Origin of the sequence: Streptomyces sp. SCPE 10, assembly GCF_051980735.1 — a bacterium.
GTDB lineage: Bacteria > Actinomycetota > Actinomycetes > Streptomycetales > Streptomycetaceae > Streptomyces > Streptomyces misionensis.
Map to the genome: position 1 here is coordinate 1,427,525 of NZ_CP197069.1, position 25,700 is coordinate 1,453,224.

Here is a 25,700-nt window from a genome sequence, read left to right on the forward strand (position 1 = left end):
AGCCTGGTGGACATGACCGGATCGACTCGCAGCCAGGTGGACCCCGAGACGGTCACCGACCTGATCGCGCTGCCCGACACACCGCTCACCGGCGCTGTCGTACAACTGATCAAGCCGGTGGAATCGCCCTCGGTGTTCAACCACAGCATTCGCACCTACCTGTTCGCCCGGCTCGTGGCCGCGCGCCTCGGACTGACCGCGGGCAGAGACTACGAAGACGACCTGTTGTTCGCGGCCTGCACGATGCACGACCTCGGCGTGGCGCCGGACGGTCCGCACACCCAGCGGTTCGAGGTCGAGGGCGCCGACCGGGCTGCCGCCTTCCTCCGCGCGAACGGACGGTCCGAGGCAGACGCCGACGAGGTCTGGCAGGCCATCGCCCTGCACACCTCCTCTGGCATCGCGGAGCGCCGCGGGACGCTGTGCGTGCTCGTACGCGAAGGCGTCGCGATCGACTTCGGCGGCCCGATGGGCAATACCTACGCCGACGTTCTCAGCGATGAGCAGGCCGACGTCGTCCACGCCGCCTACCCGCGGCTGGAGATGATCCGTTCGCTCACCGACGCGATCGTCGCGCAAGCCGCCAAGAACCCCAGGAACGCCCCGCGTTACGCGATACCCGGTGAATTCCTTCGGGAACGCGAGGCCTACGGCCGGACCCGGATGGAGCACGCCTGCAGCTCCTCCCGGTGGGGAAACTGACCGGCCCCACCCGGTCCGCCACCCGGTCGACGAAGACGACTCGGAAGTCGGCTCACAGGCCAGCGCAGAAGTCGGCTCTGAAGCCGCCCCACACGTCGGCACACCAGTCAGCACCGAAGTCGTCGCACATTCAGCGCAGACACCAGAGAGAAGGACACACCGCAATGCCCATCCACCACGTAGAGGTCCCCGACAACTCGCCGGTCTTCGGAGGGACCACCAGCGCCTTCGCGCGCTTCGGCCACGCCCCCGCGGTCCGTTCGCACAGCCACCTGTTCATCTCGGGCCAGATCGGCCGCCGCCCCGACGGCGTCCCGGGGGAGACCGTCGAGGAGCAGACCGAGCTCGCCATCCGGCGCCTTGAGGAGATCCTGCGGCTGGAGAACCTCGACCTCGGCGATCTGGTGGACGTGACCAGCTATCACGTCGACATCCGCGAGAACATGTCCGGCTTCCTCGCGGCCAAGCAGCGCCTCATCAAGGCTCCCCACCCCGCCTGGACGATCATCGGCGTCAGTGGCCTCGCCAGCCCGGAACTCCTCGTCGAGATCCAGGCGACCGCCGCCTACCCCGATGGCGCGGCCCGATAGAGCACCGCTCCGGGGCTCCGCCCCGGGCCCCGGAGCAGTGCCGTGAGGTGTGTGATGAAGACCACGACTCCACCGAGTGACGTCCCCCTGACCGTCCGGCGTACGGGCGGCGCCGGCCTGGCGCTGTTCGCGTCGATCATCGTCTCGTTCCTCGCCGCGTCGAGCGCGCCGACGCCGGTCTACGCCCTCTACGCGGCCCGGTGGCATTTCTCCCCGATCACCACCACCGTTGTCTTCGGCGTGTACGCCGTCGTCGTTCTGGCCGCCCTGCTCGTGCTCGGCCGGGCGTCCGGCCACCTCGGCAGCAAGCCGGTGCTGCTGACCGCGCTGGCCCTCCAAGCCATCGCCATGGTGGTGTTCAGCGAGGCCGGCGGCGTCGGCGCGCTGATCGCCGGGCGAGTGCTGCAAGGCATCGCCACCGGCAGCGCCCTGGGCGCGCTGGGCGCGGCGATGCTGGACATCGACCGCGAGCGCGGCACCCGTGCCAACACCATCGCCCCGGGGCTGGGATCCGGCGTCGGCGCACTGGTGTCGGGTCTGGTCGTCCAGTACCTGCCGGCCCCCACGCACCTCATCTACCTCGTATTCATCGGTGTCTTCGCCCTTCAGGCCGCCGGGGTCGCCGTGCTGCCGGACACCGGGGACCGGGCACCCGGGCTGCGCTCCTCCCTCGTGCCCGAACTCGCGGTGCCGCGACACCTGCGCGCTCCGTTGCTCACGGTGGCCCCGGTGATCTTCGCGGTGTGGTCGCTCGGTGGCTTCTACGGCTCGCTCGCCCCAGCGCTGGCCCACGAACTCTCGGGCTCGGGCTCCGCGGTGATCGGCGGTCTCGGTCTGTTCGTCCTGACCGTGGTCTCGTCCGCCACCGCCGTCTCGCTCGGGCGCACGCCCCCCAGGGCCCTGATGCTTTGCGGCATCACGCTGCTCGTGGTGGGATCGCTCGTGACCCTCGCGGCTGTCGGACTCTCCTCGTTCGCCGGATTCTTCGCCGGTACCTTCGTGTCCGGGGTCGGATTCGGAGCCGGGTTCCAGGGAGGGATGCGTACCGTCGTGCCCCTGGTCGCCGAGCACGAGCGTGCCGGTGTTCTGTCGACGGTCTACGTGGTCTGCTACCTGGGCATGGGCCTGCCCGCCGTCATCGCCGGGGTCCTCGTCGTGCACGGCGGCGGCCTCGCGGCCGCGACCCGGGACTATGCGTGGTTCGTGGTGGCGCTCGCCCTCATGACGCTGATCGCCCTGTCGCGCCTCAAAGCGCCGGCCGCGGCCGGATGCCAGGACGGGCCCCCTTCGCTCTGCGTGCATGGCCCGTGACCTGGTTGCGGACGTCAGCCGGCCTCGTCGCCGGGGCATTCGGCGGTGTAGTCCTCTACGGGCTTGGCCATGTCCGCGGCGTACTCGGCTCGTGCCTGCCGGTCCGCTTCGCTGATGTCCGGATGCACGGGCGGTGTCTGGGGGGCGGGCCAGAGCTGGGCCAGGTGCCTTTCCCCGTGGTCGCCGGTGCCCGGCGCGGGGTCGTCGGCGTGGCAGTACAGGCGCATGCGGACCCAGCCGCCGCTGCCGGCCGCGGCCGGTGCCTCGATGGGCGGTTGGTCTTCGGGCCAGGCGTCCCAGAAGTCGCCCTGCCCGATGGTGGCGAGAGAGAGCGTGGGGGTGTCGGCGAGCAGGCTCATCTCCTCCGCCGGTTCCCAGCCGTCCCCGGGTTCGGTATCGGGTGGGTTGTCGTGCATCTGGACGGTCATCTGCAGGGGGCCGGTGTCGGTGGTGGGCAGGACGACGGCGGTGGCGTCGGTCGCCGGGCCGCAGCGCCAGCCGAACGGCATCTCGGTCGGGAAGTCGTAGTCGTCGTCGAAGCCGATGAGGTAGCCGTGTTCGCCGAGATCGACGGTGAACGTCGTCTCACGGATCAGCATGGGGATCCTCCTTCAACGGAGAGGGTGCCCCGCTCCCGAGCATTTTCGGAAGCGGGGCACCTCGTCAGGCGCCCGGGCTGTAGCCGGGCGTGGTGAAGGTGTAGGCGTATGTGGTTTTCGCCTTGGGGTTGATCTTCTTCGGGCGCGATGCTGGTCGTGTAGCCGACGGTGCCGTCGGCCGCGCTGCTGCTGAGGATGTGGCCCTGCGGGAAGTGGACGGTGGCCTTGGTGCCGCCTGCGGAAGCAGCGGTGATGTTGACGGCGACACCGCTGCCCGCTCGGGTCGTGCGCGCCTTGGAGACGTAGAACTTCTCCGACCAGTTCGCGGAGTTCGCCTTCAGGGTCATCTGGTGCTTGACGTCGAAGTTCGCCTGGGCCCGGGGCGCCGCGCCGATGGTGACGCGCAGCTGTCCGGTATCGGACTGATCGGCCACAGCTGACGGTGCGGCAGCTGTTCCCAGCAGCCCCAGCGCCACAGCCCCCGTGGTGAGTAACACGGTGTCCTATATGGTCAGTTCGAGTAGTCGCTTGTAGCAGCAGAGGGCGGCTGCGAGTGGGTGTCGGCCGCGGAGAGTCCGACGCGTAGGGGCAGTCCGTTCGCATCCGACAGGACGTGCGTCTTGGAGCCGGGCTTACCCCGGTCCACGGGGCTCGGACCTGCAAGTTCGCCCCCTTTTTAGCGCGGACATGGGCCGAGTCGAAGACCACTCGTGATAGATCGATCAGGTCTTGGCCGTCCAGGAGCTGGAGCACCTTCTGGTGCAGCTGCCCCCACACGCCAGCCCGGGACCAGATGAGGAACCGGCGATGCACGGTCGACTTCGAGGCCCCAAAGCACGGCGGTAGGGCCCGCCAGGCGCAGCCACTGACCAGCACGTAGATGATCGCAGCGAAGACCGCCTCGTCATCGATGTTCGCGACCCCACCGCCCTGCGGACGCACCCGCGCCGGCGGCAGCAGACGGGGAAATACGGATGGTTGAACCGTTTGTGCAGCAGCGATCAACACGAGTAGGTACGACCGGGACAATGGCCACCCACGCTGCGGAGTTGGCCTTCGATCATCGGCTGCCCTGTCCCGGTGCCGGCCTGACGTCGGAACAGGGCAGCCGACCGAGCAGGGCTCTCAGTCCCCTGTCTGCCCGAAGACGTATCGCACGAGATCCGCGTCCTTCTTCGGCACCGCCAGGTCGTAGGTCCCCTCCGCAGTACTCAGGTCGTAGCGCTCGAACTTCGGCGCCGCACGCACCTTGCCCTCGACAGGTTTCAACGCAAAAGGTGGTCTCAGAGTAGTGCTCTTCTTTCCGCCTGCCCGGTCGGTCCAGACCGGCATCTCTCCCACGGCACACCGCAGGAATCCACTCCTGAGACGAGCGATCTTCCTTCCTCGGCCGATCGACGTCATCACCGCCCCTCCGATGCTCTTGGTGAATCCGACGACCTGCAACGGCTGACCGTTCCTGAAGTCCTCGATGTCCTGAGCAGGCGAGCGCCGACGGATCCACGTCCATCGCAGCAGCACGTCCACCGCGGTCTCGGTGCCCGCGGAACGCCGCGCCGACGGAGCCCGTTGCGCCATCTTCTCCTCTTCCCTCGGCCGCGGGCATGCGCATCCCAAGCACAGGCGTGCCACAGCCCTGACCGGTACCCGAACACAGCTCCCCACCGGAACTGCGGAGCCGCAGGCTATCTCCCGGTGCAGGTGCGCGTTGCTCGCGGGGCTCCTTCGCGACGGGCCGCCCTTGGGGCGGTGATCGAGGGAGCAGCGTGCAGGGACAGCCTTAGACCGTGTCCTACGTGGTGAGGGGTCGTTGACCTCGGTATGGGGCGGGGGACGTGGAGTCGGATTGTTCCGGACGGGCTGTGGGAGATCGCGAGGCCGCTGATCCCGCCGTCGAGGGTGCGGCCGCAGTGCGGCGGAACGCAGGACACTCCTGATGAGACGCTGTTCGCGGCCATCATCTACGTACTGGTCAGCGGCTGCGCCTGGCGCCAACTACCGCTCTGCTTCGGCATTTCGAAGTCGACCGCCCATCGTCGGCTCCTCATCTGGTCGAGAGCCGGCGTCTGGGGGCGGCTGCACGAGGCGGTGCTGCACCGGCTCGACGACGCCGACCTGATCGACGTCAGCCGCGTCGTGCTCGACACCGCCCACGTCCGGGCTAAAAAGGGGGCGAACACACAGGTCCGAGCCCCGTGGACCAGGGCAGGCCGGGTTCCAAGATGCACGTCCTGTCGGACGCGAACGGGCTGCCTCTCCTCGTCGGCGTCTCGGCTGGCAACAGCCACGACAGCGAAGGGCTGAAACCGATGGTGGAGGGTCACCAAACGAGACACGACCCCTACCGCGGCCGGTACTTCAAGCCCCAGCGCCTGCATGCGGACAAGACCTATGACCGTGCTGACCTGCGCAGATGGCTATGGGGCAAGCGCATCGGAGTGCGCATCGCCCGTAAGGGCATCGAGTCCAGCGAACGATTAGGGCGCCGCCGCTGGGTCATCGAGCGCACCATGTCGTGGTTGTCCGGCTACCGCCGGCTCAGCCCCGATACGAACGCGATCCCCGCAACTACCTGGCCTTTCTCGGACTCGCCGCCACCCTGTGCTGCTACGAGCGACTCGTCCGGGTCACCACGTAGGACACGGTGGCGGCTGCCCTGTCCGAGCAGGTGGACGTGTGGTCCCTGCGCACGCTGAGGGTACCCGTCAGCCGTGGGAGTCCTCTGGGACTTCTCTGGGACTTCCGGCTTCATCAACCGGCACGAGCATGAAACAACTGAAAGACCATTCGTGCAGGTCAGCGACCAAAGACTCCTCATCATGGCAGGTCAACATGCTGACTGGTCTCTTCCGGGACATCTGACCAGCACGACTCGGTAGGCCTGCGCGCAGCGTCGCCTGTCCTGAGCGCCCCATCGATGCTCGCCACCTTGACAGAGTCTGACCTGCCCGACAATCCGCCTGACACCCCATCAGGACGAGCGTCAAATGAGCGTCACGAGCGTCATTTCAGCGTAAAGATATCGCCCGCAACGCCCACACCGCACATAATGTGCATGCATAAAGCCGCAGGTCAGGGGCCCTTCGCGGCGCCCTCACGCAGGGGCGTGATGTAGCGGGTCGCGGTGACTTCCTTGAGCATCGCCCCAGATTACCGGGGGCGCCTGCGGGCGGCGGGGCCAGGCCGGTGGCGGTCGGGGGCCGGCAGCCGAGGTCGCGCGGCAGGGCGCGCCGAGGAGGGAAGACGCGCGCCCGTCCACCGGGCCGGGGCTCAGTCGAGCTTCTCGGCCGCGGTGCGCAGGGCCTCCACCGCCGCGCGGATGGAGGGGCGGCGGTCGGCGTCCGCGCGCCAGACGACGTAGACGTGCCGCCGCACCCGCTGGGTCAGCGGTACGAGGACCACACCGTCCGGCACCGGGTGGCGGCCCAGCATCGGCGCGATGCACACCCCCAACCCCGAGGCCACCAGCTGGAGTTGGGTGTGGGTCTCGCCGGCGCGGTGGCCGACGATCGGTTCGACGCCCTTGGAGCGCAGGGTGAAGATCAGCCACTCGTGACAGAACTCGCCCTCCCCCCACGTGATCCACTCGTCGTCGGCGAACTCGGCGAGGTCCACCTCGGCGCGGTGGGCGAGCCGGTGCCCGAGCGGCATGGCGACCTCGGCCGGGTCGTCCAGCAGCGGCGCCTTGACCAGTCCGTCGGGCACCGGCATCGGCTTGTTGTACCAGTCCAGGACCACCGCCAGATCGAGGTCGCCGCGCACCACACCGGCGATGCCCTGCTCCGGTTCCAGCTCGCTGGAGCGCACCCGCAGCCCCGGGTGCTGGGCGCGCAGCGCCTGCAGCGCCACGGGGAACAGCCCCCGGGCGGCGGTGGGGAACGCGGACAGCCGCAGCTCGCCGACGACCTGCCCGCGCTGCGCCTCCAGATCCGACTCGGCCAGCTCCACCTGCGACAGGATGCGCGCCGCGTGCTCGGACAGCAGCCGGCCCGCGTCCGTGAGCCGGACGCCCCGGCCGTTCTTGGCCAGCAGCTGCTGTCCGACCTCGCGTTCCAGCTTGCCGAGCTGCTGGGAGACCGCGGACGTGGTGACGTGCAGCGCGTCGGCGGCGGCGCTGACCGAGCCGTGCCGGGCCAGGGCGTCGAGGGTGCGTAGGCGCTCCAGATTCAACATATAAGCAATCCTAAGAGATACCCGGTGTGATTTCTCGATTGTGCTACGAGGTTTGCTCCCGCATTGTTGTCGTCATGAGCACGGTCACCGCAACCCGGACACAGTCCCCCACCGCCACACCCGCCCCGGCCCGCCCCCGCCTCGACTGGCGGCTCCGCTTCGGCGCCCTCTCCCTGATCTGGGGCTTCAGCTTCCTGCTGATCAAGGTGGGCACGAGCGGGTACGCGCCGTTCCAGGTCACCCTCGGCCGACTGGTGTTCGGCACGGCGGTGCTGGTGGCGGCGATGGCGGTCAAGCGGGAGCGGCTGCCGCGCGGGGGCCGGCTGTGGGCGCACATGGCGGTCGCCGCGTTCTTCCTGAACGCCCTGCCGTTCTCCCTCTTCGCCTACTCCGAGCTGACCATCCCCTCCACCCTGGCCGGCATCTGCAACGCGACCTCGCCCCTGTGGGGCATGCTGCTGTCCGTGGTCGCCCTCTCCGAGGACCGGCCCACCCGGGTCCGCGTGGCCGGGCTCGGCCTCGGCTTCCTCGGGGTGCTGACGGTCCTCGGCGCGTGGCAGGGCTTCCACGGCCTCGACGCCACCGGCACGGCGATGGCCCTGCTCGCCTCGCTGAGCTACCCGGTGGGCTGGATCTACGTCCGGCGGACGCTGGCCGGCACGGGGAACTCGCACCTGTCGATGACCGGCGGGCAGCTGCTGCTGGCGACCGTGCAACTGGCCGTGGTGACACCCCTGTTCACGGGCATGCCCCGGCACTTCGCGGTGGTGCCGCTGCTGGCGATCGCCGCACTGGGCGCGCTGGGCACCGGGCTCGCCGTGCTCCTCCAGTACGGGCTCGTCGCCGAGGTCGGACCCACCACCGCGCAGATGGTGACGTACTTCATCCCGGTCATCGCCACGGCGGCCGGGGTGGCGATCCTCGGTGAGTCGCTGCGCTGGAACACCCCGGTGGGAGCGGTGATCGTGCTGGCCGGAGCGGCCCTGACGCAGGTGCGGCCGAGGAAGGGCGCGTAGCTCCGGGGCCCCGCGCCCCTCGCGGGCCCGCCGTCAGCCGTAGACGCGGGCCGGCGAGGGGCGCACCGCCGCCTCGATCGCGTCCGCCAGCGGCTCGATGTCCTCCGGTGTGAGCGGGGAGACCGTGACCCGGACGGCCTGGGGGCCGGCGAGGCGGAAGCGGGCGCCGGGGGCGACGCCCCAGCCCGCCTGGAGGAGGCGGGCCACCGCGGTGGTCTCGTCGGGTACCGGGATCCAGACGTTCATGCCGCTGCGCCCGTGGGCCTCGACGCCGCGCCGGGCGAGTGCGCCGATCAGCGGCTCGCGCCGGGCCCGGTACGACCCCGCGACCGCCGCCCGGTCCACCGCGCCCCCGGCCCACAGGTGGGCCACCGCGCGCTGGAGCAGCAGGCTGACCCAGCCCGGGCCGAGGCGCTGGCGCCCGCGCACCCGGTCGACGGTGACGGGGTCGCCGACGAGGACCGCGAGGCGCAGGTCGGGGCCGTAGGCCTTGGCGGCCGAGCGCAGGAAGGCCCAGTGCCGGGTGGTGCCCGCGAGGGGGTGGAGCGGCACGTCCACGATGCCGTGACCGTGGTCGTCCTCGATCAGCAGGGTCTGCGGGTGCTCGCGCAGCACCGCGCGCAGGGCGGCGGCGCGCTCGGCGGTCACCGCGGCGCCGGTCGGGTTCTGGGCCCGGGTGGTGACGATCAGCGCGCGGGCGCCGGCGGCCAGGGCGCGGGCGAGGTCCTCGGGGCACGGCCCGTCGTCGTCCACGGTCACCGGGACCGTGCGCAGGCCCAGCGCCGGCATCAGATCGAGGGCGCTGCCCCAGCCGGGATCCTCGACGGCCACCGCGTCACCCGGCCTGAGGTGGGCGGCGAGGACGCGTTCGATGGCGTCCAGGGAGCCGGAGGCGACGGTGAGCGGCGCCTCGGGGACGCCGTCGGCGTCGAGTTCGGCGCGGGCGATCCGGGCCAGCTCCGGGTCGACGGGGTCGTCGCCGTAGAGGACGGGCCGCCGGTCCTCCGCCTCCGCCGCCGCGGCGAGCGCCGGGGCAAGACGGGGCAGCAGGGCCGGGTCGGGGTTGCCAGTGGACAGGTCGCGGGCGCCCGGGGGCACCTCCACCCGCAGCTGATCGCGTCCGGTGGTGACGGGCTTGGGCCGCACCCGGCTGCCGCGCCGTCCCGCCGTCTCGATCACCCCGCGCTCGCGCAGGGTGCGGTAGGCGGCCGCGACGGTGTTCGGATTCACCCCCAGCCGGGTCGCCAACTCCCGCATGGGCGGCAGGGCCTGACCCGGCCGCAGCTGTCCCGCGCCGACCGCGCGCTCCACATCGGCCGCGATCTCTGCTGCGCCGCGCCCCTCGATCCGATACTCTCCTAGCACAAAACCAATTATGCACTAGTGCAATGCTGGATGCAGCCTCGCCCTGGAGGGACCGCCATGCCGGGCACCACCGCCGACACCCAGTCCGCCGTCTACACCCCGACCGACCGCACCGTGCCCACGCGCTCCGCGGAGCGCGCCGCGTACGACAAGGAACTGGTGCACGCGATATTGGACGAGGGCTACGTCTGCCACCTGGGCTTCGTCCGTGACGGCGCGCCGGTGGTGCTGCCGACGCTCTACGGCCGGGTGGGCGAGCGGCTCTACCTGCACGGCTCGACGGGCTCGCGCCCGCTGCGGATGGCCGGCGCCCCCGACCCGGGCCTCGCGGTGTGCGTGACCGTGACCCATGTCGACGGCCTGGTGCTGGCCCGCTCCGCCTTCCACCACTCGATCAACTACCGCTCGGTGGTGGTGCACGGCACCGCGTACCAGGTCACCGACCCCGAGGAGCGGCGGCTGGCCCTGGACGCGCTGGTGGACCACGTGGTGCCGGGGCGTGCCGCCGACTCCCGGCCGGCGAACAAGAGGGAACTGGCCGCCACCGCGGTGATCCGGCTGGACCTCCAGGAGGTCTCGGCGAAGGTCCGCACCGGTGGCGCCAACGACGAGCCCGAGGACCTCGCCCTGCCCCACTGGGCCGGTGTCGTCCCGCTCCGCAAGGGCTACGAGGCCCCGGTCCCGAACGCCGACCTGACGTCCGGGATCGAGGTGCCGGACTACCTCACCGGGCGCTGAGGCCGGGCAGGCCCCCCTCGTCCGCGCCGGTCGCCCGGCCCGCCCTGCGCAGGGTCGCCTCGCTCACGGTGAGGCCCGCGACCGCGGTGAGCATCAGCAGGGTGCCGGCCACGGTGCCGAGGCTGAGCCGCTCGCCGAGCAGGAGCACGGCGAGCACGGCCGCGGTCACCGGCTCCAGGAGCATGATCACGGAGACGGTGGCGGACCGTACGACGGCCGCGCCCGCGAAGTACAGGGCGTACGCGAGCGCCGTGGGCACGGCGGCGATGTAGCACAGCAGCCACAGCAGCCGGGCCGGGTGGGCGGTGTGCGGGAGCAGCCCCTCGTGCAGGGCGAACGGCAGCAGGCACAGGGTGGTCACCGCGAACGACCACACCGTGGTGTCGGAGGCGTCCGCGCCGCCGTCCCGGCCCCACCAGCGGGTCAGCAGGGTCATGGCGCCGTAGCCCGCGGCCGACAGCAGCGCGAGCAGCACGCCCGCCGGGCGGACCGTCGCGGCCGAGTCGCCGAAGGTCAGCACGGCGAGCCCGGCCACGGCTCCGGCGACCGACAGGACACCGCCCGCGCCGAGCCGTTCGCCGAGCAGCAGTCGGGCGCCCAGCGCGATGAGCACGGGGCCGGCGCCGAGGGTGACGACGGTGGCCACGGCGAGCCCGGTGGCCGCCACGGCCGCGAAGTAGGCGGTCTGGAACACCGCGAGGCCGAGGCCGGTGGCGAGGGCCCGCAGCACCCGGTGCGACAGCGGTCCGGCCGCGGCCGGGCGGGTCCTCGGGCGCAGGCCCCGGCCGGCGAGCAGCAGCAGGAGCCCCAGCGCGCAGCGCCAGAAGGAGAGGCCGAAGGCGCCCATGGCGCTGGTCCGGTAGACCAGGGAGGCGGCGGCGCCCGCGGTGCCCCAGGCGGCCCCGGTGACGATCAGATAGAGCAGGCCACGCCCGACCGGCAGGCCGGAGGCGGCGTTCGACACGTTCGATTCGTTCGACAAGAGAGTTTCTCCGCAGAAACGCACCACAGGGGTGCGGAAGTTCGGGGGCGACCCGCTGGAGCGGGGCGCGCGGACTTCGTCTGCGGGCAGCACCGTCCGGCCCGGCGCTCATCGCGCCGGGCGGATGTCCCGGAGGCCCGCCTCAGGCGGCGGGGGGCGGAAGAACGAGCGTGGACGGCATGATCAGCACCTTAAGCGGACGTGCGGTGCCCGGACAACTCCCGGTCGGGGCCGCCCGCCGCCACCGGTCGCGCGGGCGCCTCGGCGGGCGCGGCGGACTGGGCTATGAAGGCGCCGACCAGGACGACGGCTCCGCCGACGACCTGCGGCGCGGACAGGTGCTCGCCGAGCAGCACCCAGGCCAGCACCGTCGCTATCACCGCCTCCAGGCAGGCCACCACCCCGGCGACCTGCGGGGAAAGCCGTCGTACCGACAGCACACCGGTGACGTAGGCGAGCACCGTGGCGACGAGCACGATCCAGAGCAGCAGGGCGAGGGCGGGTACGGCGGTGCCGTTCATCCGGGCGGAGCCGGCGAGGACGGACCAGTCCAGCCGCCAGGGCCGGGCGACGGCCGTCAGCACCAGGGCGCCCACCAGCAGGCCGTAGGCGATCACGCCGAGCGGGTCCGGCGCCCGTTCGCCCGCGTCGGCGCCCTGGTCGGAGAGGACGAAGTAGCCGACCTGGCAGCAGGCGGCGCCGAGCGCGAGCAGCAGGCCGAGCGCGTCGAAGCTCAGCCCCGACCAGACCTCCACCACACAGGCGAGGCCGCCCGCCGCGAGGACCACGCCGAGGGCGGCGGCGCGGGTGACGGGCCGTCGCTGCACGAACCGCACCCAGCCGAGGACCAGCGCGGGCGCCAGGTACTCGATGAGCAGCGCCACGCCGACCGGGATGCGGGACAGGGCGGCGAAGTAGCAGGCCTGGACACCGGCGACGGCGAGCAGTCCGAACCCGGCGAGCAGCGCGGGGCGGCGGCGCGGCAGGGCGCGGTGCCGTACGGCGACCGGCAGCATGACCACGGCGGCGCCGGCCACCCGCAGCCACACCACGTGCAGTGGGTCGAGGCCCGCCTCGATCAGCGGTTTGGCGGCCACCCCGGACCCGCCGAAGGCCAGCGCGGAGACGAGCGCGAGGCCGAGGCCCACCCCTCTGCCGGCGACCGCCCGACCGTTCTTCCTGCTCTCCGTCGTACGCACGGGCACATGATGACAGGCGCCGTCAGGAGCGTCACCCCCGTTGACACCTGTCTCATGGGGTGGACGGCCGGACGGTCCTCAGCAGCTCGCGTCCTGGACGAACTCCCCCGCGCGGGCCTCGATGCGGGCGGTCAGTTCATGGGCGTGGACACCGGCGCGTTCGAGCACCTCGACGGCCCGGGAGGCCGGATCGGCGACGAGCCCGGCGAGCAGATCGGGCCCGGTGGCCCCGCGCTCACCGCGGCGCCGCGCCCGCTCCCGGGCGTGGGCCAGCGCGGCGGCCGCGGCGGGCGACCAGTCCCCGGCCTCGCCGGTGGCGGGACGCGGTACGACGGGCAGCGCGCCCGAGTCCTCGACGCTGCCCTGCCAGCGCAGGCCGTAACCGATGCTGCGCTGCACCAGGTAGCCGAGGAGCCGGGCGAGTTGCGCGGGGCCACCCACGAGGGAGCGCGCCTCCGGGTCCTGTTCGAGGAGGGAGTGCAGCAGATGGGCGGTGTCGACGTGCCGGTCGCCGTCCCGGACGGCCCTGCGGCGGGCACCGGCGACCACCGCCGCGAGCTCGGCGCCGAGCCCGGCGGCGTCCGGATGGGAGTGCGCCCCCTCAGGGGCGGTCGGACGGGCGGTACGGAAGTGCACAACCCCACCCCATCAGTCACAACGGGCCGAGTCATCCACGACGGGAACCATCTGGGCGTCCCACACAGAGTGGACATCACCGGCCGGAATCTCATCCTTGGGGAGGAGATTTCGCCCCTTCCGCCCCGGTGGCGCGCGCCGGTTCGCCGGAGACCCGAACAGGACCGGCCGGTGACGACCGCCCCGCGGCCGTCGTCCCGCGGGGCGTCCGCCCCCGTCGCCAGTGCTCGGCCCCCAGCCCTCAGTCCTCGTCGGCGAGGATGAGGTACAGCTTCTTGCGGGCTTCGTTGATGACGGTGAGCGCCTTCTCGCGCTGCTCCTTGGTGCCGGTCTTCCAGACCTGCCCGAAGGCCTCCATCAACCCGGCCCCGGCCTGCCGGACCTCGCCGAGCGCCTCCCAGTCGACCCCGCGCGAGGCCTCCTCCCACGGCGCGTCCGCCCCCTCCTCGGCGGCGGTACGCCCGCTGTCGGTGAGGGAGAACAGCTTCTTGCCGCCCTCGCTCTCACTGACGATCAGGTCCTCGTCCTCCAGCATCTGGAGGGTGGGGTAGACCGATCCGGGGCTGGGCTTCCAGGCGCCGCCGGTGCGCTCGGCGATCTCCTGGATCATCTCGTAGCCGTGCATGGGCCGTTCCTTCAGCAGGGCCAGGATCGAGGCCCGCACGTCACCGCGCCGCGCCCGCCCCCTCGGTCCGCCACGCCCCCGATGCCCCCAGGGCCCGAAACCCGGCCCGAACCCGGGCCCACCGAAACCGGGCCCGCCGAACCCCGGACCACCAGGCCCCCCGGGGCCGCCCGGACCCCCGGGACCGAACGGCCCGAACGCGGCGCGCCGCGCCTCGAAGCCGCCCATCCCCGGGCCGCCGCGCCGGCCGAAGCCCTCGTGCCGGTGACCACCGTGTCCGTGTCCATGCGTACGCATCGCGATCACTCCATCCCATCGTCGATCTTTCACGTCTGCATCGCGTCTCGTTCGCGATGCTTCAACGATATATCGGAACCGATCGTATGCCAAGACCCTTTCGGGAACGGGAACAAGCTGTCGCGGGCCGAGCGGTCCCACGCGACTGAGAGGATCAGGACATGACGGACTCACCTCTGCAGATCAATGCCCTCATCGTCGATGCCGCCGACCCCGAGCGGCTCGCCGCGTTCTGGTCCGAGCTGCTCGGCCGGCCGGTCGTGGGCCGCACGGGACCCTACGTGTGGCTGCGGCGCGAGAACGGCCTGGGCCTGGGCTTCCAGCGGACCGGCGAGCCCAAGTCCGTGAAGAACCGCATGCACTTCGACGTCACCTCACCCGACCCGGCCGCGGAGCAACAGCGCGTCGAGGCGCTCGGCGGACGCCGGCTGGAGGAGTACGACGACGGCGGGTTCCTGGTGATGGCGGATCCCGAGGGCAACGAGTTCTGCATCATCCCCGACGGCCCCTTCGAACTCGACGACGAGGGGCGCACGGACTACCTCCGCTGACCGGCCCGCCGGTCCGAAAGCAGGCCAGGGCCCGCGAATTGGCCTTGGATGGGGGCTCGTCACGGCCGCTAGCTTTCGTGCCATGCGCATTCGAATCGTGGACGCCTTCACCGACCGGCCCTTCGCGGGCAACCCCGCGGGCGTACTGCTCCTGGACGACGTCTTCCCGGCCGACGACTGGCTCCAGAACGTCGCCATGGAGGTCAACCACGCCGAGACGGCGTTCGCCCACCGGCTCCCCGAGGGCGGCGAGGCGGACTGGGCGCTGCGCTGGTTCACGCCCGTGACCGAGGTCGCGATGTGCGGGCACGCCACGCTGGCCGCGGCGCACGTCCTGCACACCACCGGGGCCCACCAGGGGCCGGTGCGGTTCGCCACCCGCAGCGGCGTGCTGATCGCCACCCCGGCCGAGGACGGGTCGATCACCCTCGACTTCCCCACCGCTCCGCTCACCCCCCTCCAGGTGCCGCCCGGGGTCGCCGAGGCGCTGGGCGCGGAGCCGGTCGCCGCGTTCGACACCGGCCCGAACGTCGGCGACCTGCTGGTGGAGCTGGCGGACGAGAAGACGGTCCTCGGCCTCGCCCCCGACCCCAAGGCGCTCGGCACCTACTCCACCCGCGGGATCATCGCCACCGCGCGGGCCGAAGACCCGTCACTGGGCTACGACTTCGTCTCCCGCTGCTTCTTCCCGAACGTCGGCATCGACGAGGACCCGGTCACCGGCAGCGCGCACACCGCGCTCGCCCCGCACTGGTCCGCCCGCCTCGGCCGGGACGACCTCACCGGCCTCCAGGCCTCCCGCCGCACCGGACTGGTGCGCACCGGGCTGCGCGGCGACCGTACCCTGCTCACCGGCCGCGCGGTCACCGTCGTCGAGGGCGATCTGCACGCCTGACCGGACGGAAACTCAGGCCGTCGGCAGCCAGCCCACCCTGCCCGCGAGCAGGGCGTAGCCGACGAACGCGCCGATGTCGAGCAGGGAGTGGGCGACGACCAGCGGGCCGACCCGGCCCCAACGGCGGTACAGCCAGACGAACACCACGCCCATGACCAGGTTGCCGAGGAAGCCGCCGATGCCCTGGTAGAGGTGGTACGAGCCGCGCAGGACCGCGCTGGCCACCAGCGCGGCCCCGGTGGTCCAGCCCAACTGGCCGAGCCGGCGCAGCAGATAGCCGACGACGATGACCTCTTCGAGTACGGCGTTCTGCACGGCGGACAGGATCAGCACCGGGTACTTCCACCACACGGACGGCAGGGCCTCGGGCACGACGGTGAGATTGAAGCCGAGGCCCCGGGCGGCCAGGTAGAAGGCGATACCGGTGCTGCCGATCACGGCCGCGACCGCGGCGCCGCGCAGGAGGTCGGGGCCGGGACGGGTGCGGTCGAAGCCCAGGGTGCGCAGGCTCCTGCCCTCGCGGATCAGGAGGTGGGCGACCAGCGCCACCGGGACCAGGGCGGTGGCGATGCCGAACAGCTGCCAGGCGAGGTCGAGCCAGGGGCGGCCCGGCGCGGCCGAGGCGTTGAGGGTGGCGGCCTGGTCCTTCAGGCCGCCCGGTTTGGTGACCGAGCCGATGAAGCTGATCAGTGCGGAGACCCCGCTCGCGCCGAGCGACAGCGCGAGCACGAGAATCGTCTCGTCCCGCAGGATCCGCCCGGCCCCGCGCTCGGGCACCCCGCGGTCGACTCCCGGCTCAGCCTCCACCTGCACCCCTGCCTCCCGACCTCGCGACCTTGCAGGCAAGGATCGCAGAAGCACCGGGGAGAACACGTCACCGGGCCTCCGGCCGGGCCGCCGGCCCCGCCCTTGACCGGCTCACCCCAGCGGCACCGGCTCCGGCAGTCCCACCGGCCACGTGTGCACCGGCTCCCCCACGTGCATCAGCTCGGCGTAGCGGCGCGTCGTCGCGGCGAGGGCGGCGTCGCGGGACATGCCCTGCTCCAGCGCGCGGTGGAAGGTGGCCGCCTGCCAGGACGCGCCGTTGACCCGGCGCCGGCAGCGTTCCTCGATGACACCGAGGTAGAGGTCGCGGTCGGCGGGCTCGACGCCCCACGCGTCCAGCCCCGCGGCGGCCAGCGGCAGCAACTCGTCGCGCACCAGGGTGACCGCGTCGACCTCGCCCGTGCCGCCGTACCGTCCCCGGCGCGGCCAGACGAAGCGCGCGTCGATGCCGTACCGGCACGCCGCGTCGAAGTTGGCCTCGGCCGCGGCGAACGGCAGCCGTGTCCACACCGGCCGGGACTCCTCGGCGAGGGCGCGCACCAGGCCGTAGTAGAACGCCGCATTGGCGATCACGTCGGTGATGGTCGGCCCGGCCGGCAGCACCCGGTTCTCCACCCGCAGGTGCGGCACGCCGTCCGCGACGCCGTACACCGGCCGGTTCCACCGGTAGATCGTGCCGTTGTGCAGGACCAGTTCGGCGAGCTTCGGTGTGCCTCCGGCCTCGATGACCTCCAGCGGCTCCTCGTCGTCGCGGATCGGCAGCAGCGCCGGGAAGTAGCGCAGGTTCTCCTCGAACAGGTCGTACGCCGAGGAGATCCACCGCTCGCCGAACCAGGTGCGCGGCCGTACGCCCTGCGCCTGGAGTTCGGGCGGCCGGGTGTCGGTGGACTGGAGGAAGAGCGGGGGCCGGGACTCGCGCCACAGCTCGTGCCCGAACAGGAACGGCGAGTTCGCGCCCACGGCGATCTGCGCGGCGCTCGCCGCCTGCGCCGCGTTCCACACGTCGGCGAACCGGTCCGGGGTGACCTGGAGGTGGAGTTGCACGGAGGTGCAGGCGGCCTCGGGGACGATGGACTTGGAGGTGCAGCTCAGATGCTCCACGCCCTCGATGTCGAGCCGGAAGTCCTCCCCGCGGGCGGCCACGATCTGGTCGTTGAGCAGGGTGTAGCGGTCGACCTCGGAGAGGTTCGAGGAGACCAGGTCGTCCCGGTCCAGGGTGGGCAGGATGCCGATCATCACGATGCCCGCGTCGACCTCCGTGGCCTTGCGGTCGGCGTAGGCGAGCGAGGTGCGCAGCTCCTCGGCGAGCCGGTCGAAGACCCGGCCGCCCAGCCGGTGCGGCGCGATGTTCACCTCCAGATTGAACATCGCGAGTTCCGTTTGGAAGTCACGGCTCGCGATCCGTTCGAGCACTTGGCCGTTCAACATTTTGGGCATGCCGTCGGAACCGGCGAGATTCAATTCGATCTCCACGCCCATGAGGTTCTTCGGGCGGTCGAATCGCTTCTCGGCCAGTAGCCGCTCCAGCCCCGTCAGACACTTCTGGAGCTTTTCGCGGTAGCGCTGGCGATCGGACAGGTCGAACTGCCCTGCCACGACCTTCTCCCCCATCGAAGTTTCCCTCCTCGAATGGGCGGGCCGGCGTTCCGGCCGCCGGGGCTGGCGGGTCAGGTGGAGTAATGCCCAGTGAAAGCGATCGATAACGTCACATCCGGCCCGGGCCCCCGCTACGCTGTCGGAATGTTCCCCGCGGCACATTCACGGGGCATGCGGCAGCTGCACCTCCGGGTGCCCCGAACGCCCTGGTCGAAAACGCCGACGCCATTCGGCCGTCCGCTACCGGAGCGTATGCCGAGGTCAACGGCGGGTGACCGGCCCGGAAATCGGGAGGAATTCCGCATATCGACGGCCTGATTTCGCCTTGCGGGCTCCGCCGGAATCCGATAGCTGAAACTCCGGTTGAACACATGTCGTATAAACTTCGTCCACAAGGCGGGAGGGTGGTGCCCTCGGTCCTGGTCATGCCGCATTCCTGCCGCGCCGGTTGACGGACGGCAGGGCGAGCCGCACCCTCGTTCTTCACCGATCCGGCCCCCACCTCTCCGGCCTTCCGTCAGCAGACAGCGCCGTCCGCCCCACCTCCCTCGCGCCGCCGCGCCTGTCGAATGAGAGGCGACCCACCATGCCGCTGCACGTTCCTCCTGCCCCCGCGCCCGCCCTGCGCTCCGTCCTCACCGCCCTCGGTTCGCCCACCGCGGTCCGTGAGGCCCGCACTCCCTCCCTGCGTGCCGCGCAGGGGCCGACGGAGCCCGAACTCCCTTTGCCCGTCCATGTGTTGGAGGGACTCACCGCACCGAGCCCGGCCACCACCCGGCTGGCCGGCTGGCGCTTTCTGATCCGCTGCGGCGACCGTGCGGTGGCCGCGGCCGAGACCATGCTCACCCCTGACGGCTGGGCCTTCTCGCACTTCTTCGAGGGCCCCTACGTCGCCTCCACCGAACTCGCCCTCCAGCAGGCAGAGACTCTTCAACTTCCTTATCAGCCGAGGCTGTTGTCGATACCCGGCCTCTACATGCTCGCCTTGTGGCTGCACGGCGACATCACCGGTGACGGCACGGAAGGGCGTCCCGCCGACACCGATCTGCTGGTACCGCTGGCCCCGGCGCCGCCCGGCATAGCGGCCCATCTGCCGCACCGGGTCGCCGATCTGCTGCCGGTCCTGGCCCTGCGCGCCAGCCGTCTCCCGCTGCTCGGCTCACCCGCCGCCTGAACCCGTCCCATCCGTACCCCGCGGCCCCGAGGCGGCGGGGTACGGTGGCGTCCGCACCCGATGCCACCGACGGACTAGTCCGCTTCGGCCACGGCGAACCACCCGAATTGACAGTGCAGTTGGGTTGAACCGCCCGCCCGGGTGATGCGTCCTCAACCTGTGGGAAGCGCTGCCTCGAAATCCCTGCGGAACCACGCCCCGAGGGCAACACTGGGTTCCGACCGACTACTTACGGGGGGACGGCCATGACCACCACAGAGCGAGAGATCCCACCCATGTGCAAGCACCAGCCACCGTGCCCGCCGGCCGAGTCCGCCGACCGGGAGTCCGCCCGTCTCGTGGCGCACCACCCGGAACAGGGCTGGAGTCTGCTGTGCAACGGCGTCCTGCTCTTCGAGGACACCGGTGAGCTGCTGCCCGACGGCCGCGTCATCGCCCCGCACCGCCCGCTCGGCGCGGGCGAGGTGATGACGGCCGCCTGAACCGCTCGGAGGGACGGCAGGGGCCGGTCGCACCCACCCGGTGCGCCCGGCCCCGACGCATGCCCGGCCCGCCGCCTCCTCCCCGGCACGGGACTGGCCGGCCCTGCGGCGAGACGCCTCGCCGGGCCCGCCTGCCGGGGACGCGGTCGTGGCCGGTCCTCGCCTCCATGTCGCCGAAGACCTCCCCCGGTGGACACCCGCGGACCGTGCGACACGCCCACCGCACACCGCCCCCTTCACGTCCCGTCAAGAAACCCGGTCCGTCCGTCAGGGCGCCGTCAAGGCGTCGTGCCGTCGGGCCCGGGGCTGTCTACCGTCTGAGTCATGAAGCACAGCGACGACATCCGGTCCCGGGTGACGAGCCCCACCCCGCCCGCCGGACCGATCGCGTACGACCGCGGCTGGGCCGGTGAGGTGCGCACCGCGGTGCGCTGTGCCGTCGCCCTGTTCGTGCTGCTGCTCTGCATCGACGCCGCAGCCGGCTCCCTCACCTGGTGGCGCGGTCTGCTCTGGGGCGCGCTGGCCGCGCTGCTGGGCCTCGTCCTCTACCCGGCGCGGATCACCGCCGGCGACGGCTGGCTGGCCGGCAGGCGCCTGCTGCGCACCCGCCGGATCCGCACCGACCTGCTCGCGGTGGTGTACCCGCTGGACGGCGTCACCCCTCGCCTGCTGCTGCGCGACGCCCTGGGGAACCGGATGGAGATCGACCCCGAGGTGCTGATCCGCAACCCCGCCCTGTGGTACCGGCTCGACGAGGGCGCCCGGCGGGCCGAGGCCTCCGGCACCCTGCGCTGCGGCACCACCGCCCTGCACCGGCTCGCCCGCCGCGTGGACCGGGAGACCGCGCTGGCCGTGTTCAAGGCGTCCGGTCTGGAATGAGCCCGCCGCACGGGCGTCCCCGGACGCCCGCTCCCCCTCCCCCGCGATGACACTCGGTATCCGCTCCCCACCCCCGGAGGCGCCCCTCGTCCCACCCCCCGCTCCGCTCCTTCTTGATGCGACTCCGGCTTCACCGGGCCATTCTTAACGCAAGATTGACGCCTCCCGGCCCTGGATCCGGGGGCCATGGCGTCACTCTCCGCTTACGCTGGTGCCGCCGTCCGTGGGATGGCCGAAAAGAGCTGAGCCCCACCTCAGGAGCACACCGAATGGCCACGACCGAGCGCCCTCCCAGTACCGGCCGCCTGCGCGCCTGGATGCTGGAGGGCCTGTCCGACATGGGCAAGAGCGGTGGCCACACCGGACCGCACGCACAGCCCGAGCCCCCGCACAAGGGCCAGCGCTGGTGGCGGGTGATGTGCCTGACCGGTGTCGACTACTTCTCCACCCTCGGCTACCAGCCGGGCATCGCGGCCCTGGCGGCCGGTCTGATCTCGCCGCTGGCGACCATCGTGCTGGTGCTGGTCACCCTGGCCGGCGCCCTGCCGGTCTACCGCCGGGTGGCGGAGGAGAGTCCGCACGGCGAGGGCTCCATCGCCATGCTGGAGCGGCTGCTGTCCTTCTGGAAGGGCAAACTGTTCGTTCTCACCCTGCTGGGGTTCGCGGCCACGGACTTCCTGATCACCATCACACTGTCCGCCGCCGACGCCTCCACCCACCTGGTGGAGAACCCGCATCTGACCGACGCCCTGCACGGCCGGCAGATGCTGATCACCCTGCTGCTGGTGGCGCTGCTCGGCGCGGTGTTCCTCAAGGGCTTCCTGGAGGCCATCGGCGTCGCGGTCGCCCTGGTGGGCGTCTACCTCGCGCTCAACCTGGTCGTCGTGATCGTGGGCCTGTGGCACGTCCTCACCGCCGAGCACGTGGTCACCGACTGGACCAACGCCCTGACCACGCAACACGGCAATGTCTTCGTGATGATCGGCGTGGCGCTGATCGTCTTCCCGAAGCTCGCCCTCGGCCTGTCCGGCTTCGAGACCGGTGTGGCCGTCATGCCACACGTCAAGGGCGACCCGGGCGACACCGAGGAACACCCGACCGGGCGGATCCGGGACGCCAAGAAGCTGCTGACCACCGCCGCCGTCATCATGAGCGCGTTCCTGATCACCAGTAGCTTCGTCACCACCCTGCTGATCCCGGAGAAGGAGTTCAAGCCGGGCGGCCAGGCCAACGGCCGTGCCCTCGCCTACCTCGCGCACCAGTACCTCGGCGGCGCCTTCGGCACGGTCTACGACGTCTCGACCATCGCCATCCTGTGGTTCGCCGGCGCGTCCGCCATGGCGGGGCTGCTCAATCTGATGCCGCGCTATCTGCCCCGGTACGGCATGGCCCCGCACTGGGCACGGGCGGTGCGCCCGATGGTCATCGTCTTCACGCTGATCGCCTTCCTGGTGACCTGGATCTTCGACGCCAACGTCGACAAACAGGGCGGCGCCTACGCCACCGGTGTGCTGGTGCTGATCAGCTCCGCTGCGATCGCGGTGACCATCGCCGCCCGCAAGGCGCGACAGCGCCGGTGGACGATCGGCTTCGCGGTGATCTCGGTGGTGTTCCTGTACACCACGGTGGTCAACGTGATCGAGCGACCGGACGGTGTGAAGATCGGTGCCTGCTTCATCGTCGGCATCATCCTGGTCTCGCTGCTGTCCCGGCTGGCCCGCGCCTTCGAGCTGCGCGTGACCAGCGTGACGCTCGACCCGCTGGCGGAACGTTTCATCCGAGACATGGCCAGCCGGAAGATACGGTTCATCGCCAATGAGCCGGGCCATCGCGACAAGGCCGAGTACCGGGACAAGATCGAGCAGATCCGCGCCGACAACGACATGCCGGAGCAGGAGGACTTCGTCTTCGTCGAGGTCACCGTCACCGACCCGTCGGAGTTCGAGGCGAGTCTGACCGTGCGCGGCGAGGTGCTGCACGGGCGGTACCGGGTGCTGACCCTGGAGTCGGCCTCCATCCCCAACGCCCTGGCGGCGCTGCTGCTGCACGTGCGTGACATCACCGGCTGCACCCCCCACATCTACTTCGAGTGGACCGAGGGCAGCCCGTTCGCCAACTTCCTGCGCTTCTTCCTCTTCGGGCAGGGCGAGGTCGCCCCGGTCACCCGCGAGGTGCTGCGCGAGGCGGAGCCGGACCGGGCCCGCCGGCCGCGCGTGCACACGGGCTGAGCCCGGCCCTATCGTGATCGCCATGCAGGACTACACCATCGGCCAGGCGGCGCGGCTGCTCGGCGTCAGCCCGGACACCGCCCGCCGCTGGGCCGACGCGGGCCGGGTGGCCACCCATCGCGACGAGGCGGGAAGGCGGCTCATCGACGGCCGGGACCTGGCCGCGTTCTCCGTGGAACTGGCCAAGGGCGGCGGCGAGGAGGAGCCCTCCTACACCTCCGTGCGCAACGCCTTCCCCGGCATCGTCACCGCGATCAAGCTCGGTGACGTGGCCGCCCAGGTGGAGATCCAGGCGGGCCCGCACCGGCTGGTGTCCCTGCTCACCCGCGAGGCCGTCGAGGAACTCGGTCTGGAGGTCGGCATGGAGGCCACGGCCCGGGTCAAGTCGACCAACGTGCACATCGATCGCGCCTGACCCCGCCGTTCCTCACCGCGCCGGTGCCCGAGCGGCGGCGCCCTGTGCCGGGCCGGCGCCCGCGTACCCCCCGTCCACCCGGATCGCCGTGATCGCGCTGATGTGCCGGGCGCCGCAGCGGTCCTGGGGCAGCACCAGCTGGGGGCCCGCGGCGTCCAGCGGGGTGTCGTCGATGCTCACCCCGAGCAGGACCGGGGCGTCGGCGAAGTCCGGGTCGATCTCGGCCCAGGACAGCAGCGCGTGATGGCCGTCGGTGCCGGTGACGGCGATCAGGAAGCGCAGCCGGTCCTTGCGGCGCCCCGGGTCGAAGCCGGGCCCCGCGTCGGCCAGGACGTCGTACAGCCGCGGCCCGGTGAACCGGTGGTGCCGCATGCCGCTGGTCGCGCACTCGAAGCCGACGGCCACCCGGTGCTGCGGCCAGGACAGCAGGTCCGGCACGGTCAGCCGGGCGGGTCTCACGAGATCACCGGTCAGGGCGAGCCGGGCGAGGGTCATCTGCGACCACCTCCTGCCGGACGGTACCCGCCACGGAGTGCCATACAAACGCACATGCAAGCCACTCCCCGAAGGATCATGGCTCATGCGAAGCAACAAGGGCCTTACACCTGGCAGATGCGGCAGTATCATCATCACGGCACGACCGGAACACCACGGCCGTGTCAGGGCGCGACCGTCGATCCGTCGATCCGAGGAGTAGATCCGTGATGACCCGTTCCGTGCGCCGGACCCGGCGAGTGCTGCGGCCGGCCGGCACGGGAGCCGCCGCCCTGCTGGCCCTGAGCGCCTGTTCCGCTTCGTCCCACTCGGCGGGTGCCGCCTCGGACACCTCCGGCTCGGCCTCCTCGAAGCCGTCCGGCACGGTCACCGTCTTCGCCGCCGCCTCGCTCCAGGAGAGCTTCACCACCCTGGGCAAGGAGTTCGAGCGGCAGCACCCCGGCACCCGGGTCAGGTTCAACTTCGGCGGCAGCGACACCCTCGCCGCCAGCATCACCAGCGGCGCCCCGGCCGACGTCTTCGCCGCCGCCAGCCCCAAGACCATGGCGACCGTCACCAACGCCGGGGACGCGGCCGGCGCCCCGGCCACCTTCGTCCGCAACCAGCTGGAGATCGCCACCCTGCCCGGCAACCCCGGCAAGGTCGCCTCCCTCAAGGACCTCACCAAGCCCGGCCTCAAAGTCGTCCTGTGCGACAGGACCGTGCCGTGCGGCGCCGCCGCGCAGAAGGCCCTGGACGCCGCCCGCCTCACGCTCACCCCGGTCTCCTACGAGCAGGACGTCAAGAGCGCCCTGAACAAGGTGGAACTGAAGGAGGCCGACGCGGCGGTGGTGTACAAGACCGATGTGCACACCGCGGGTGACAAGGTGGAGGGCGTGGAGTTCCCCGAGTCCGCCAAGGCCGTCAACGACTATCCGATCGCCCTGCTGAAGAACTCCGGGAACGCCGGGGCCGCCAAGGCGTTCATCGCCCTCGTGCGCTCCGCCGAGGGCCAGAAGGTGCTGGGCGCGGCCGGGTTCCTCAAGCCATGACCGCTCCCTCCGGACCCGGCGCCGCGACCGGCCCCCGCACGGACCGGCCGCGCCGCCGCCGTACCGCCACCGGGGGCACGGGCGCCCGGCGCACCGCCGCCGCGGGCCGCCGCGGCGCGCCGCTGCCCCTGCTGCTCCCCGGCGTGCTGGCCCTGGCGTTCCTGCTGGTGCCGCTGCTCGCGCTCCTGGTGCGCGCGCCCTGGCGCAGCCTGCCGGACCGGCTGACCAGCGCCGAGGTGTGGCAGGCGCTCCAGTTGTCGCTGGTCAGCGCCACCGCGGCGACCGCCGTCAGCCTGGTCCTCGGCGTGCCGCTGGCCTGGCTGCTGGCCCGCACCGACTTCCCCGGACGCGGCTTCGTGCGGGCCCTGGTGACCCTGCCGCTGGTGCTGCCGCCGGTCGTCGGCGGGGTGGCCCTGCTGCTCGCCCTGGGCCGCAACGGCGTCGTCGGCCAGTGGCTGGACTCCTGGTTCGGGATCACGCTGCCGTTCACCACCGCGGGCGTCGTCCTCGCCGAGGCGTTCGTCGCCATGCCGTTCCTCGTCATCAGCGTCGAGGGCACCCTGCGCGCCGCGGACCCCCGCTTCGAGGAGGCCGCGACCACCCTGGGCGCCTCCCGCTTCACCGCGTTCCGCCGGGTCACGCTGCCGCTGATCGCGCCCGGCATCGCGGCGGGCGCCGTGCTGGCCTGGGCGCGCGCCCTCGGCGAGTTCGGTGCCACGATCACCTTCGCGGGCAACTTCCCCGGCCGTACCCAGACCATGCCCCTCTCGGTCTACCTCGCCCTGCAGAACGACCCCGAGGCCGCGATCGCGCTGAGCCTGGTGCTGCTGGCCGTCTCCATCGCGGTGCTGGCGGGACTGCGCGACCGATGGCTGACAGGGGTGTGACCATGCCGA

General features: G+C 71.8%; 26 protein-coding genes and 2 pseudogenes. 15 read left to right on the top strand and 13 right to left on the bottom strand.

What is annotated here, in order from left to right; all coding sequences use genetic code 11:
- Positions 1-12 precede the first annotated feature (12 nt).
- From ACSP97_RS06725 to ACSP97_RS06735, 3 genes are all read left to right on the top strand, one after another.
- Positions 13-702 (top strand): HD domain-containing protein, encoded by a 690-nt coding sequence (locus ACSP97_RS06725; RefSeq protein ID WP_355326771.1) that lies wholly within the window; start codon positions 13-15, stop codon positions 700-702.
- Between the two features lie 164 nt (positions 703-866).
- Positions 867-1,292 carry a RidA family protein gene (locus ACSP97_RS06730; protein ID WP_355155208.1) on the top strand — a complete coding sequence of 142 codons (426 nt, stop codon included), beginning with the start codon at positions 867-869 and terminating at the stop codon, positions 1,290-1,292.
- Between the two features lie 54 nt (positions 1,293-1,346).
- Entirely contained in the window at positions 1,347-2,603 is a 1,257-nt protein-coding gene (locus ACSP97_RS06735; RefSeq protein WP_440556767.1) for an MFS transporter, read from the top strand.
- Between the two features lie 14 nt (positions 2,604-2,617).
- On the opposite strand, the gene ACSP97_RS06740 is transcribed toward ACSP97_RS06735, so the two are convergent.
- From ACSP97_RS06740 to ACSP97_RS06755, 4 genes and pseudogenes are all read right to left on the bottom strand, one after another.
- Positions 2,618-3,202: a hypothetical protein gene (locus ACSP97_RS06740; RefSeq protein WP_440556769.1), complete on the bottom strand. Its 585-nt coding sequence runs from the start codon at positions 3,200-3,202 to the stop codon at positions 2,618-2,620.
- On the bottom strand, positions 3,196-3,678 hold the full coding sequence (locus tag ACSP97_RS06745; protein WP_440556771.1) for a hypothetical protein: 483 nt from the start codon (positions 3,676-3,678) through the stop codon (positions 3,196-3,198). Before ACSP97_RS06745 ends, ACSP97_RS06740 begins: the two co-directional genes overlap by 7 nt.
- A 77-nt stretch (positions 3,679-3,755) precedes the next feature.
- Positions 3,756-4,210: pseudogene (locus ACSP97_RS06750) on the bottom strand (IS5 family transposase); the annotation flags it as partial.
- A gap of 117 nt (positions 4,211-4,327) precedes the next feature.
- Complete coding sequence (locus ACSP97_RS06755; protein WP_355326711.1) at positions 4,328-4,729, bottom strand: hypothetical protein; 402 nt, start codon at positions 4,727-4,729, stop codon at positions 4,328-4,330.
- A gap of 294 nt (positions 4,730-5,023) precedes the next feature.
- On the opposite strand from ACSP97_RS06755, the pseudogene ACSP97_RS06760 reads away from it, so the two are divergent.
- Positions 5,024-5,840 (top strand): annotated as a pseudogene (locus tag ACSP97_RS06760) (IS5 family transposase).
- Between the two features lie 632 nt (positions 5,841-6,472).
- Here ACSP97_RS06760 and ACSP97_RS06765 read toward each other — a convergent pair.
- Positions 6,473-7,375 carry a LysR family transcriptional regulator gene (locus ACSP97_RS06765; protein ID WP_355155218.1) on the bottom strand — a complete coding sequence of 301 codons (903 nt, stop codon included), beginning with the start codon at positions 7,373-7,375 and terminating at the stop codon, positions 6,473-6,475.
- 74 nt (positions 7,376-7,449) lie between these two features.
- Here ACSP97_RS06765 and ACSP97_RS06770 point away from each other — a divergent pair, with 74 nt between their 5' ends.
- Complete coding sequence (locus ACSP97_RS06770; protein ID WP_355155220.1) at positions 7,450-8,391, top strand: DMT family transporter; 942 nt, start codon at positions 7,450-7,452, stop codon at positions 8,389-8,391.
- Between the two features lie 33 nt (positions 8,392-8,424).
- Here the strand turns inward: ACSP97_RS06770 and ACSP97_RS06775 are convergent, their stop codons facing one another.
- Entirely contained in the window at positions 8,425-9,756 is a 1,332-nt protein-coding gene (locus tag ACSP97_RS06775) for an aminotransferase class I/II-fold pyridoxal phosphate-dependent enzyme (protein WP_440556773.1), read from the bottom strand.
- A gap of 57 nt (positions 9,757-9,813) precedes the next feature.
- Here ACSP97_RS06775 and ACSP97_RS06780 point away from each other — a divergent pair, with 57 nt between their 5' ends.
- Positions 9,814-10,494 (top strand): pyridoxamine 5'-phosphate oxidase family protein, encoded by a 681-nt coding sequence (locus ACSP97_RS06780; RefSeq protein ID WP_355155224.1) that lies wholly within the window; start codon positions 9,814-9,816, stop codon positions 10,492-10,494.
- Here ACSP97_RS06780 and ACSP97_RS06785 read toward each other — a convergent pair.
- From ACSP97_RS06785 to ACSP97_RS06800, 4 genes are all read right to left on the bottom strand, one after another.
- Complete coding sequence (locus ACSP97_RS06785) at positions 10,481-11,458, bottom strand: DMT family transporter (protein ID WP_355155267.1); 978 nt, start codon at positions 11,456-11,458, stop codon at positions 10,481-10,483. The genes ACSP97_RS06780 and ACSP97_RS06785 overlap by 14 nt on opposite strands.
- A 209-nt stretch (positions 11,459-11,667) precedes the next feature.
- A complete protein-coding gene (locus tag ACSP97_RS06790; RefSeq protein WP_355155225.1) occupies positions 11,668-12,681 on the bottom strand; it encodes an EamA family transporter in 1,014 nt (337 codons plus the stop codon).
- Positions 12,682-12,753: 72 nt separating this feature from the next.
- On the bottom strand, positions 12,754-13,311 hold the full coding sequence (locus ACSP97_RS06795) for a Clp protease N-terminal domain-containing protein (RefSeq protein ID WP_355155227.1): 558 nt from the start codon (positions 13,309-13,311) through the stop codon (positions 12,754-12,756).
- A gap of 241 nt (positions 13,312-13,552) precedes the next feature.
- Positions 13,553-14,233 (bottom strand): PadR family transcriptional regulator, encoded by a 681-nt coding sequence (locus ACSP97_RS06800; protein ID WP_364733398.1) that lies wholly within the window; start codon positions 14,231-14,233, stop codon positions 13,553-13,555.
- 161 nt (positions 14,234-14,394) lie between these two features.
- Between ACSP97_RS06800 and ACSP97_RS06805 the strand changes: the two genes are divergently transcribed.
- Entirely contained in the window at positions 14,395-14,784 is a 390-nt protein-coding gene (locus tag ACSP97_RS06805; RefSeq protein ID WP_440556775.1) for a VOC family protein, read from the top strand.
- An 82-nt stretch (positions 14,785-14,866) separates the two neighbouring features.
- Positions 14,867-15,679 carry a PhzF family phenazine biosynthesis protein gene (locus ACSP97_RS06810; protein ID WP_355155232.1) on the top strand — a complete coding sequence of 271 codons (813 nt, stop codon included), beginning with the start codon at positions 14,867-14,869 and terminating at the stop codon, positions 15,677-15,679.
- Positions 15,680-15,691: 12 nt separating this feature from the next.
- On the opposite strand, the gene ACSP97_RS06815 is transcribed toward ACSP97_RS06810, so the two are convergent.
- Positions 15,692-16,492, bottom strand: coding sequence for a CPBP family intramembrane glutamic endopeptidase (locus tag ACSP97_RS06815; RefSeq protein ID WP_355155234.1), 801 nt, complete (start codon positions 16,490-16,492; stop codon positions 15,692-15,694).
- 105 nt (positions 16,493-16,597) lie between these two features.
- Positions 16,598-18,115 carry a glutamate--cysteine ligase gene (locus ACSP97_RS06820; RefSeq protein WP_355524824.1) on the bottom strand — a complete coding sequence of 506 codons (1,518 nt, stop codon included), beginning with the start codon at positions 18,113-18,115 and terminating at the stop codon, positions 16,598-16,600.
- A gap of 571 nt (positions 18,116-18,686) precedes the next feature.
- Between ACSP97_RS06820 and ACSP97_RS06825 the strand changes: the two genes are divergently transcribed.
- From ACSP97_RS06825 to ACSP97_RS06845, 5 genes are all read left to right on the top strand, one after another.
- Complete coding sequence (locus ACSP97_RS06825; protein WP_355155238.1) at positions 18,687-19,274, top strand: hypothetical protein; 588 nt, start codon at positions 18,687-18,689, stop codon at positions 19,272-19,274.
- A gap of 275 nt (positions 19,275-19,549) precedes the next feature.
- The gene (locus ACSP97_RS06830; protein WP_070028338.1) at positions 19,550-19,756 is read left to right on the top strand and encodes a DUF5999 family protein; all 207 of its coding nucleotides are present in this window, start codon (positions 19,550-19,552) and stop codon (positions 19,754-19,756) included.
- A gap of 324 nt (positions 19,757-20,080) precedes the next feature.
- Complete coding sequence (locus ACSP97_RS06835; protein ID WP_355326731.1) at positions 20,081-20,635, top strand: hypothetical protein; 555 nt, start codon at positions 20,081-20,083, stop codon at positions 20,633-20,635.
- Positions 20,636-20,904: 269 nt separating this feature from the next.
- On the top strand, positions 20,905-22,863 hold the full coding sequence (locus ACSP97_RS06840) for an amino acid transporter (protein ID WP_355155242.1): 1,959 nt from the start codon (positions 20,905-20,907) through the stop codon (positions 22,861-22,863).
- A gap of 22 nt (positions 22,864-22,885) precedes the next feature.
- The gene (locus ACSP97_RS06845; RefSeq protein ID WP_074996024.1) at positions 22,886-23,278 is read left to right on the top strand and encodes a TOBE domain-containing protein; all 393 of its coding nucleotides are present in this window, start codon (positions 22,886-22,888) and stop codon (positions 23,276-23,278) included.
- Positions 23,279-23,290: 12 nt separating this feature from the next.
- On the opposite strand, the gene ACSP97_RS06850 is transcribed toward ACSP97_RS06845, so the two are convergent.
- Positions 23,291-23,773 (bottom strand): molybdopterin-dependent oxidoreductase, encoded by a 483-nt coding sequence (locus ACSP97_RS06850; RefSeq protein ID WP_355155244.1) that lies wholly within the window; start codon positions 23,771-23,773, stop codon positions 23,291-23,293.
- A gap of 209 nt (positions 23,774-23,982) precedes the next feature.
- On the opposite strand from ACSP97_RS06850, the gene modA reads away from it, so the two are divergent.
- Together modA and modB are read left to right on the top strand one after the other, a co-directional pair.
- The gene (modA, locus tag ACSP97_RS06855; RefSeq protein ID WP_440556779.1) at positions 23,983-24,804 is read left to right on the top strand and encodes a molybdate ABC transporter substrate-binding protein; all 822 of its coding nucleotides are present in this window, start codon (positions 23,983-23,985) and stop codon (positions 24,802-24,804) included.
- Positions 24,801-25,691, top strand: coding sequence for a molybdate ABC transporter permease subunit (gene modB, locus ACSP97_RS06860; protein WP_355326737.1), 891 nt, complete (start codon positions 24,801-24,803; stop codon positions 25,689-25,691). The genes modA and modB overlap by 4 nt, the downstream gene beginning before the upstream one ends.
- Positions 25,692-25,700: the final 9 nt, after the last annotated feature.

What these genes read in the sequence shown, in the direction of transcription:
- ACSP97_RS06820 (WP_355524824.1), bottom strand. Translation starts at nt 18,115, where the DNA reads ATGGGGGAGAAGGTCGTGGCAGGGCAGTTCGACCTGTCCGATCGCCAG.
- ACSP97_RS06810 (WP_355155232.1), top strand. Translation starts at nt 14,867, where the DNA reads ATGCGCATTCGAATCGTGGACGCCTTCACCGACCGGCCCTTCGCGGGC.
- ACSP97_RS06780 (WP_355155224.1), top strand. Translation starts at nt 9,814, where the DNA reads ATGCCGGGCACCACCGCCGACACCCAGTCCGCCGTCTACACCCCGACC.
- ACSP97_RS06730 (WP_355155208.1), top strand. Translation starts at nt 867, where the DNA reads ATGCCCATCCACCACGTAGAGGTCCCCGACAACTCGCCGGTCTTCGGA.
- ACSP97_RS06830 (WP_070028338.1), top strand. Translation starts at nt 19,550, where the DNA reads ATGTGCAAGCACCAGCCACCGTGCCCGCCGGCCGAGTCCGCCGACCGG.
- ACSP97_RS06840 (WP_355155242.1), top strand. Translation starts at nt 20,905, where the DNA reads ATGGCCACGACCGAGCGCCCTCCCAGTACCGGCCGCCTGCGCGCCTGG.
- modA (WP_440556779.1), top strand. Translation starts at nt 23,983, where the DNA reads ATGACCCGTTCCGTGCGCCGGACCCGGCGAGTGCTGCGGCCGGCCGGC.
- ACSP97_RS06765 (WP_355155218.1), bottom strand. Translation starts at nt 7,375, where the DNA reads ATGTTGAATCTGGAGCGCCTACGCACCCTCGACGCCCTGGCCCGGCAC.
- ACSP97_RS06735 (WP_440556767.1), top strand. Translation starts at nt 1,347, where the DNA reads ATGAAGACCACGACTCCACCGAGTGACGTCCCCCTGACCGTCCGGCGT.
- ACSP97_RS06850 (WP_355155244.1), bottom strand. Translation starts at nt 23,773, where the DNA reads ATGACCCTCGCCCGGCTCGCCCTGACCGGTGATCTCGTGAGACCCGCC.
- ACSP97_RS06805 (WP_440556775.1), top strand. Translation starts at nt 14,395, where the DNA reads ATGACGGACTCACCTCTGCAGATCAATGCCCTCATCGTCGATGCCGCC.
- ACSP97_RS06800 (WP_364733398.1), bottom strand. Translation starts at nt 14,233, where the DNA reads ATGCGTACGCATGGACACGGACACGGTGGTCACCGGCACGAGGGCTTC.
- ACSP97_RS06725 (WP_355326771.1), top strand. Translation starts at nt 13, where the DNA reads ATGACCGGATCGACTCGCAGCCAGGTGGACCCCGAGACGGTCACCGAC.
- ACSP97_RS06835 (WP_355326731.1), top strand. Translation starts at nt 20,081, where the DNA reads ATGAAGCACAGCGACGACATCCGGTCCCGGGTGACGAGCCCCACCCCG.
- ACSP97_RS06770 (WP_355155220.1), top strand. Translation starts at nt 7,450, where the DNA reads ATGAGCACGGTCACCGCAACCCGGACACAGTCCCCCACCGCCACACCC.
- ACSP97_RS06845 (WP_074996024.1), top strand. Translation starts at nt 22,886, where the DNA reads ATGCAGGACTACACCATCGGCCAGGCGGCGCGGCTGCTCGGCGTCAGC.
- ACSP97_RS06740 (WP_440556769.1), bottom strand. Translation starts at nt 3,202, where the DNA reads ATGCTGATCCGTGAGACGACGTTCACCGTCGATCTCGGCGAACACGGC.
- modB (WP_355326737.1), top strand. Translation starts at nt 24,801, where the DNA reads ATGACCGCTCCCTCCGGACCCGGCGCCGCGACCGGCCCCCGCACGGAC.
- ACSP97_RS06825 (WP_355155238.1), top strand. Translation starts at nt 18,687, where the DNA reads ATGCCGCTGCACGTTCCTCCTGCCCCCGCGCCCGCCCTGCGCTCCGTC.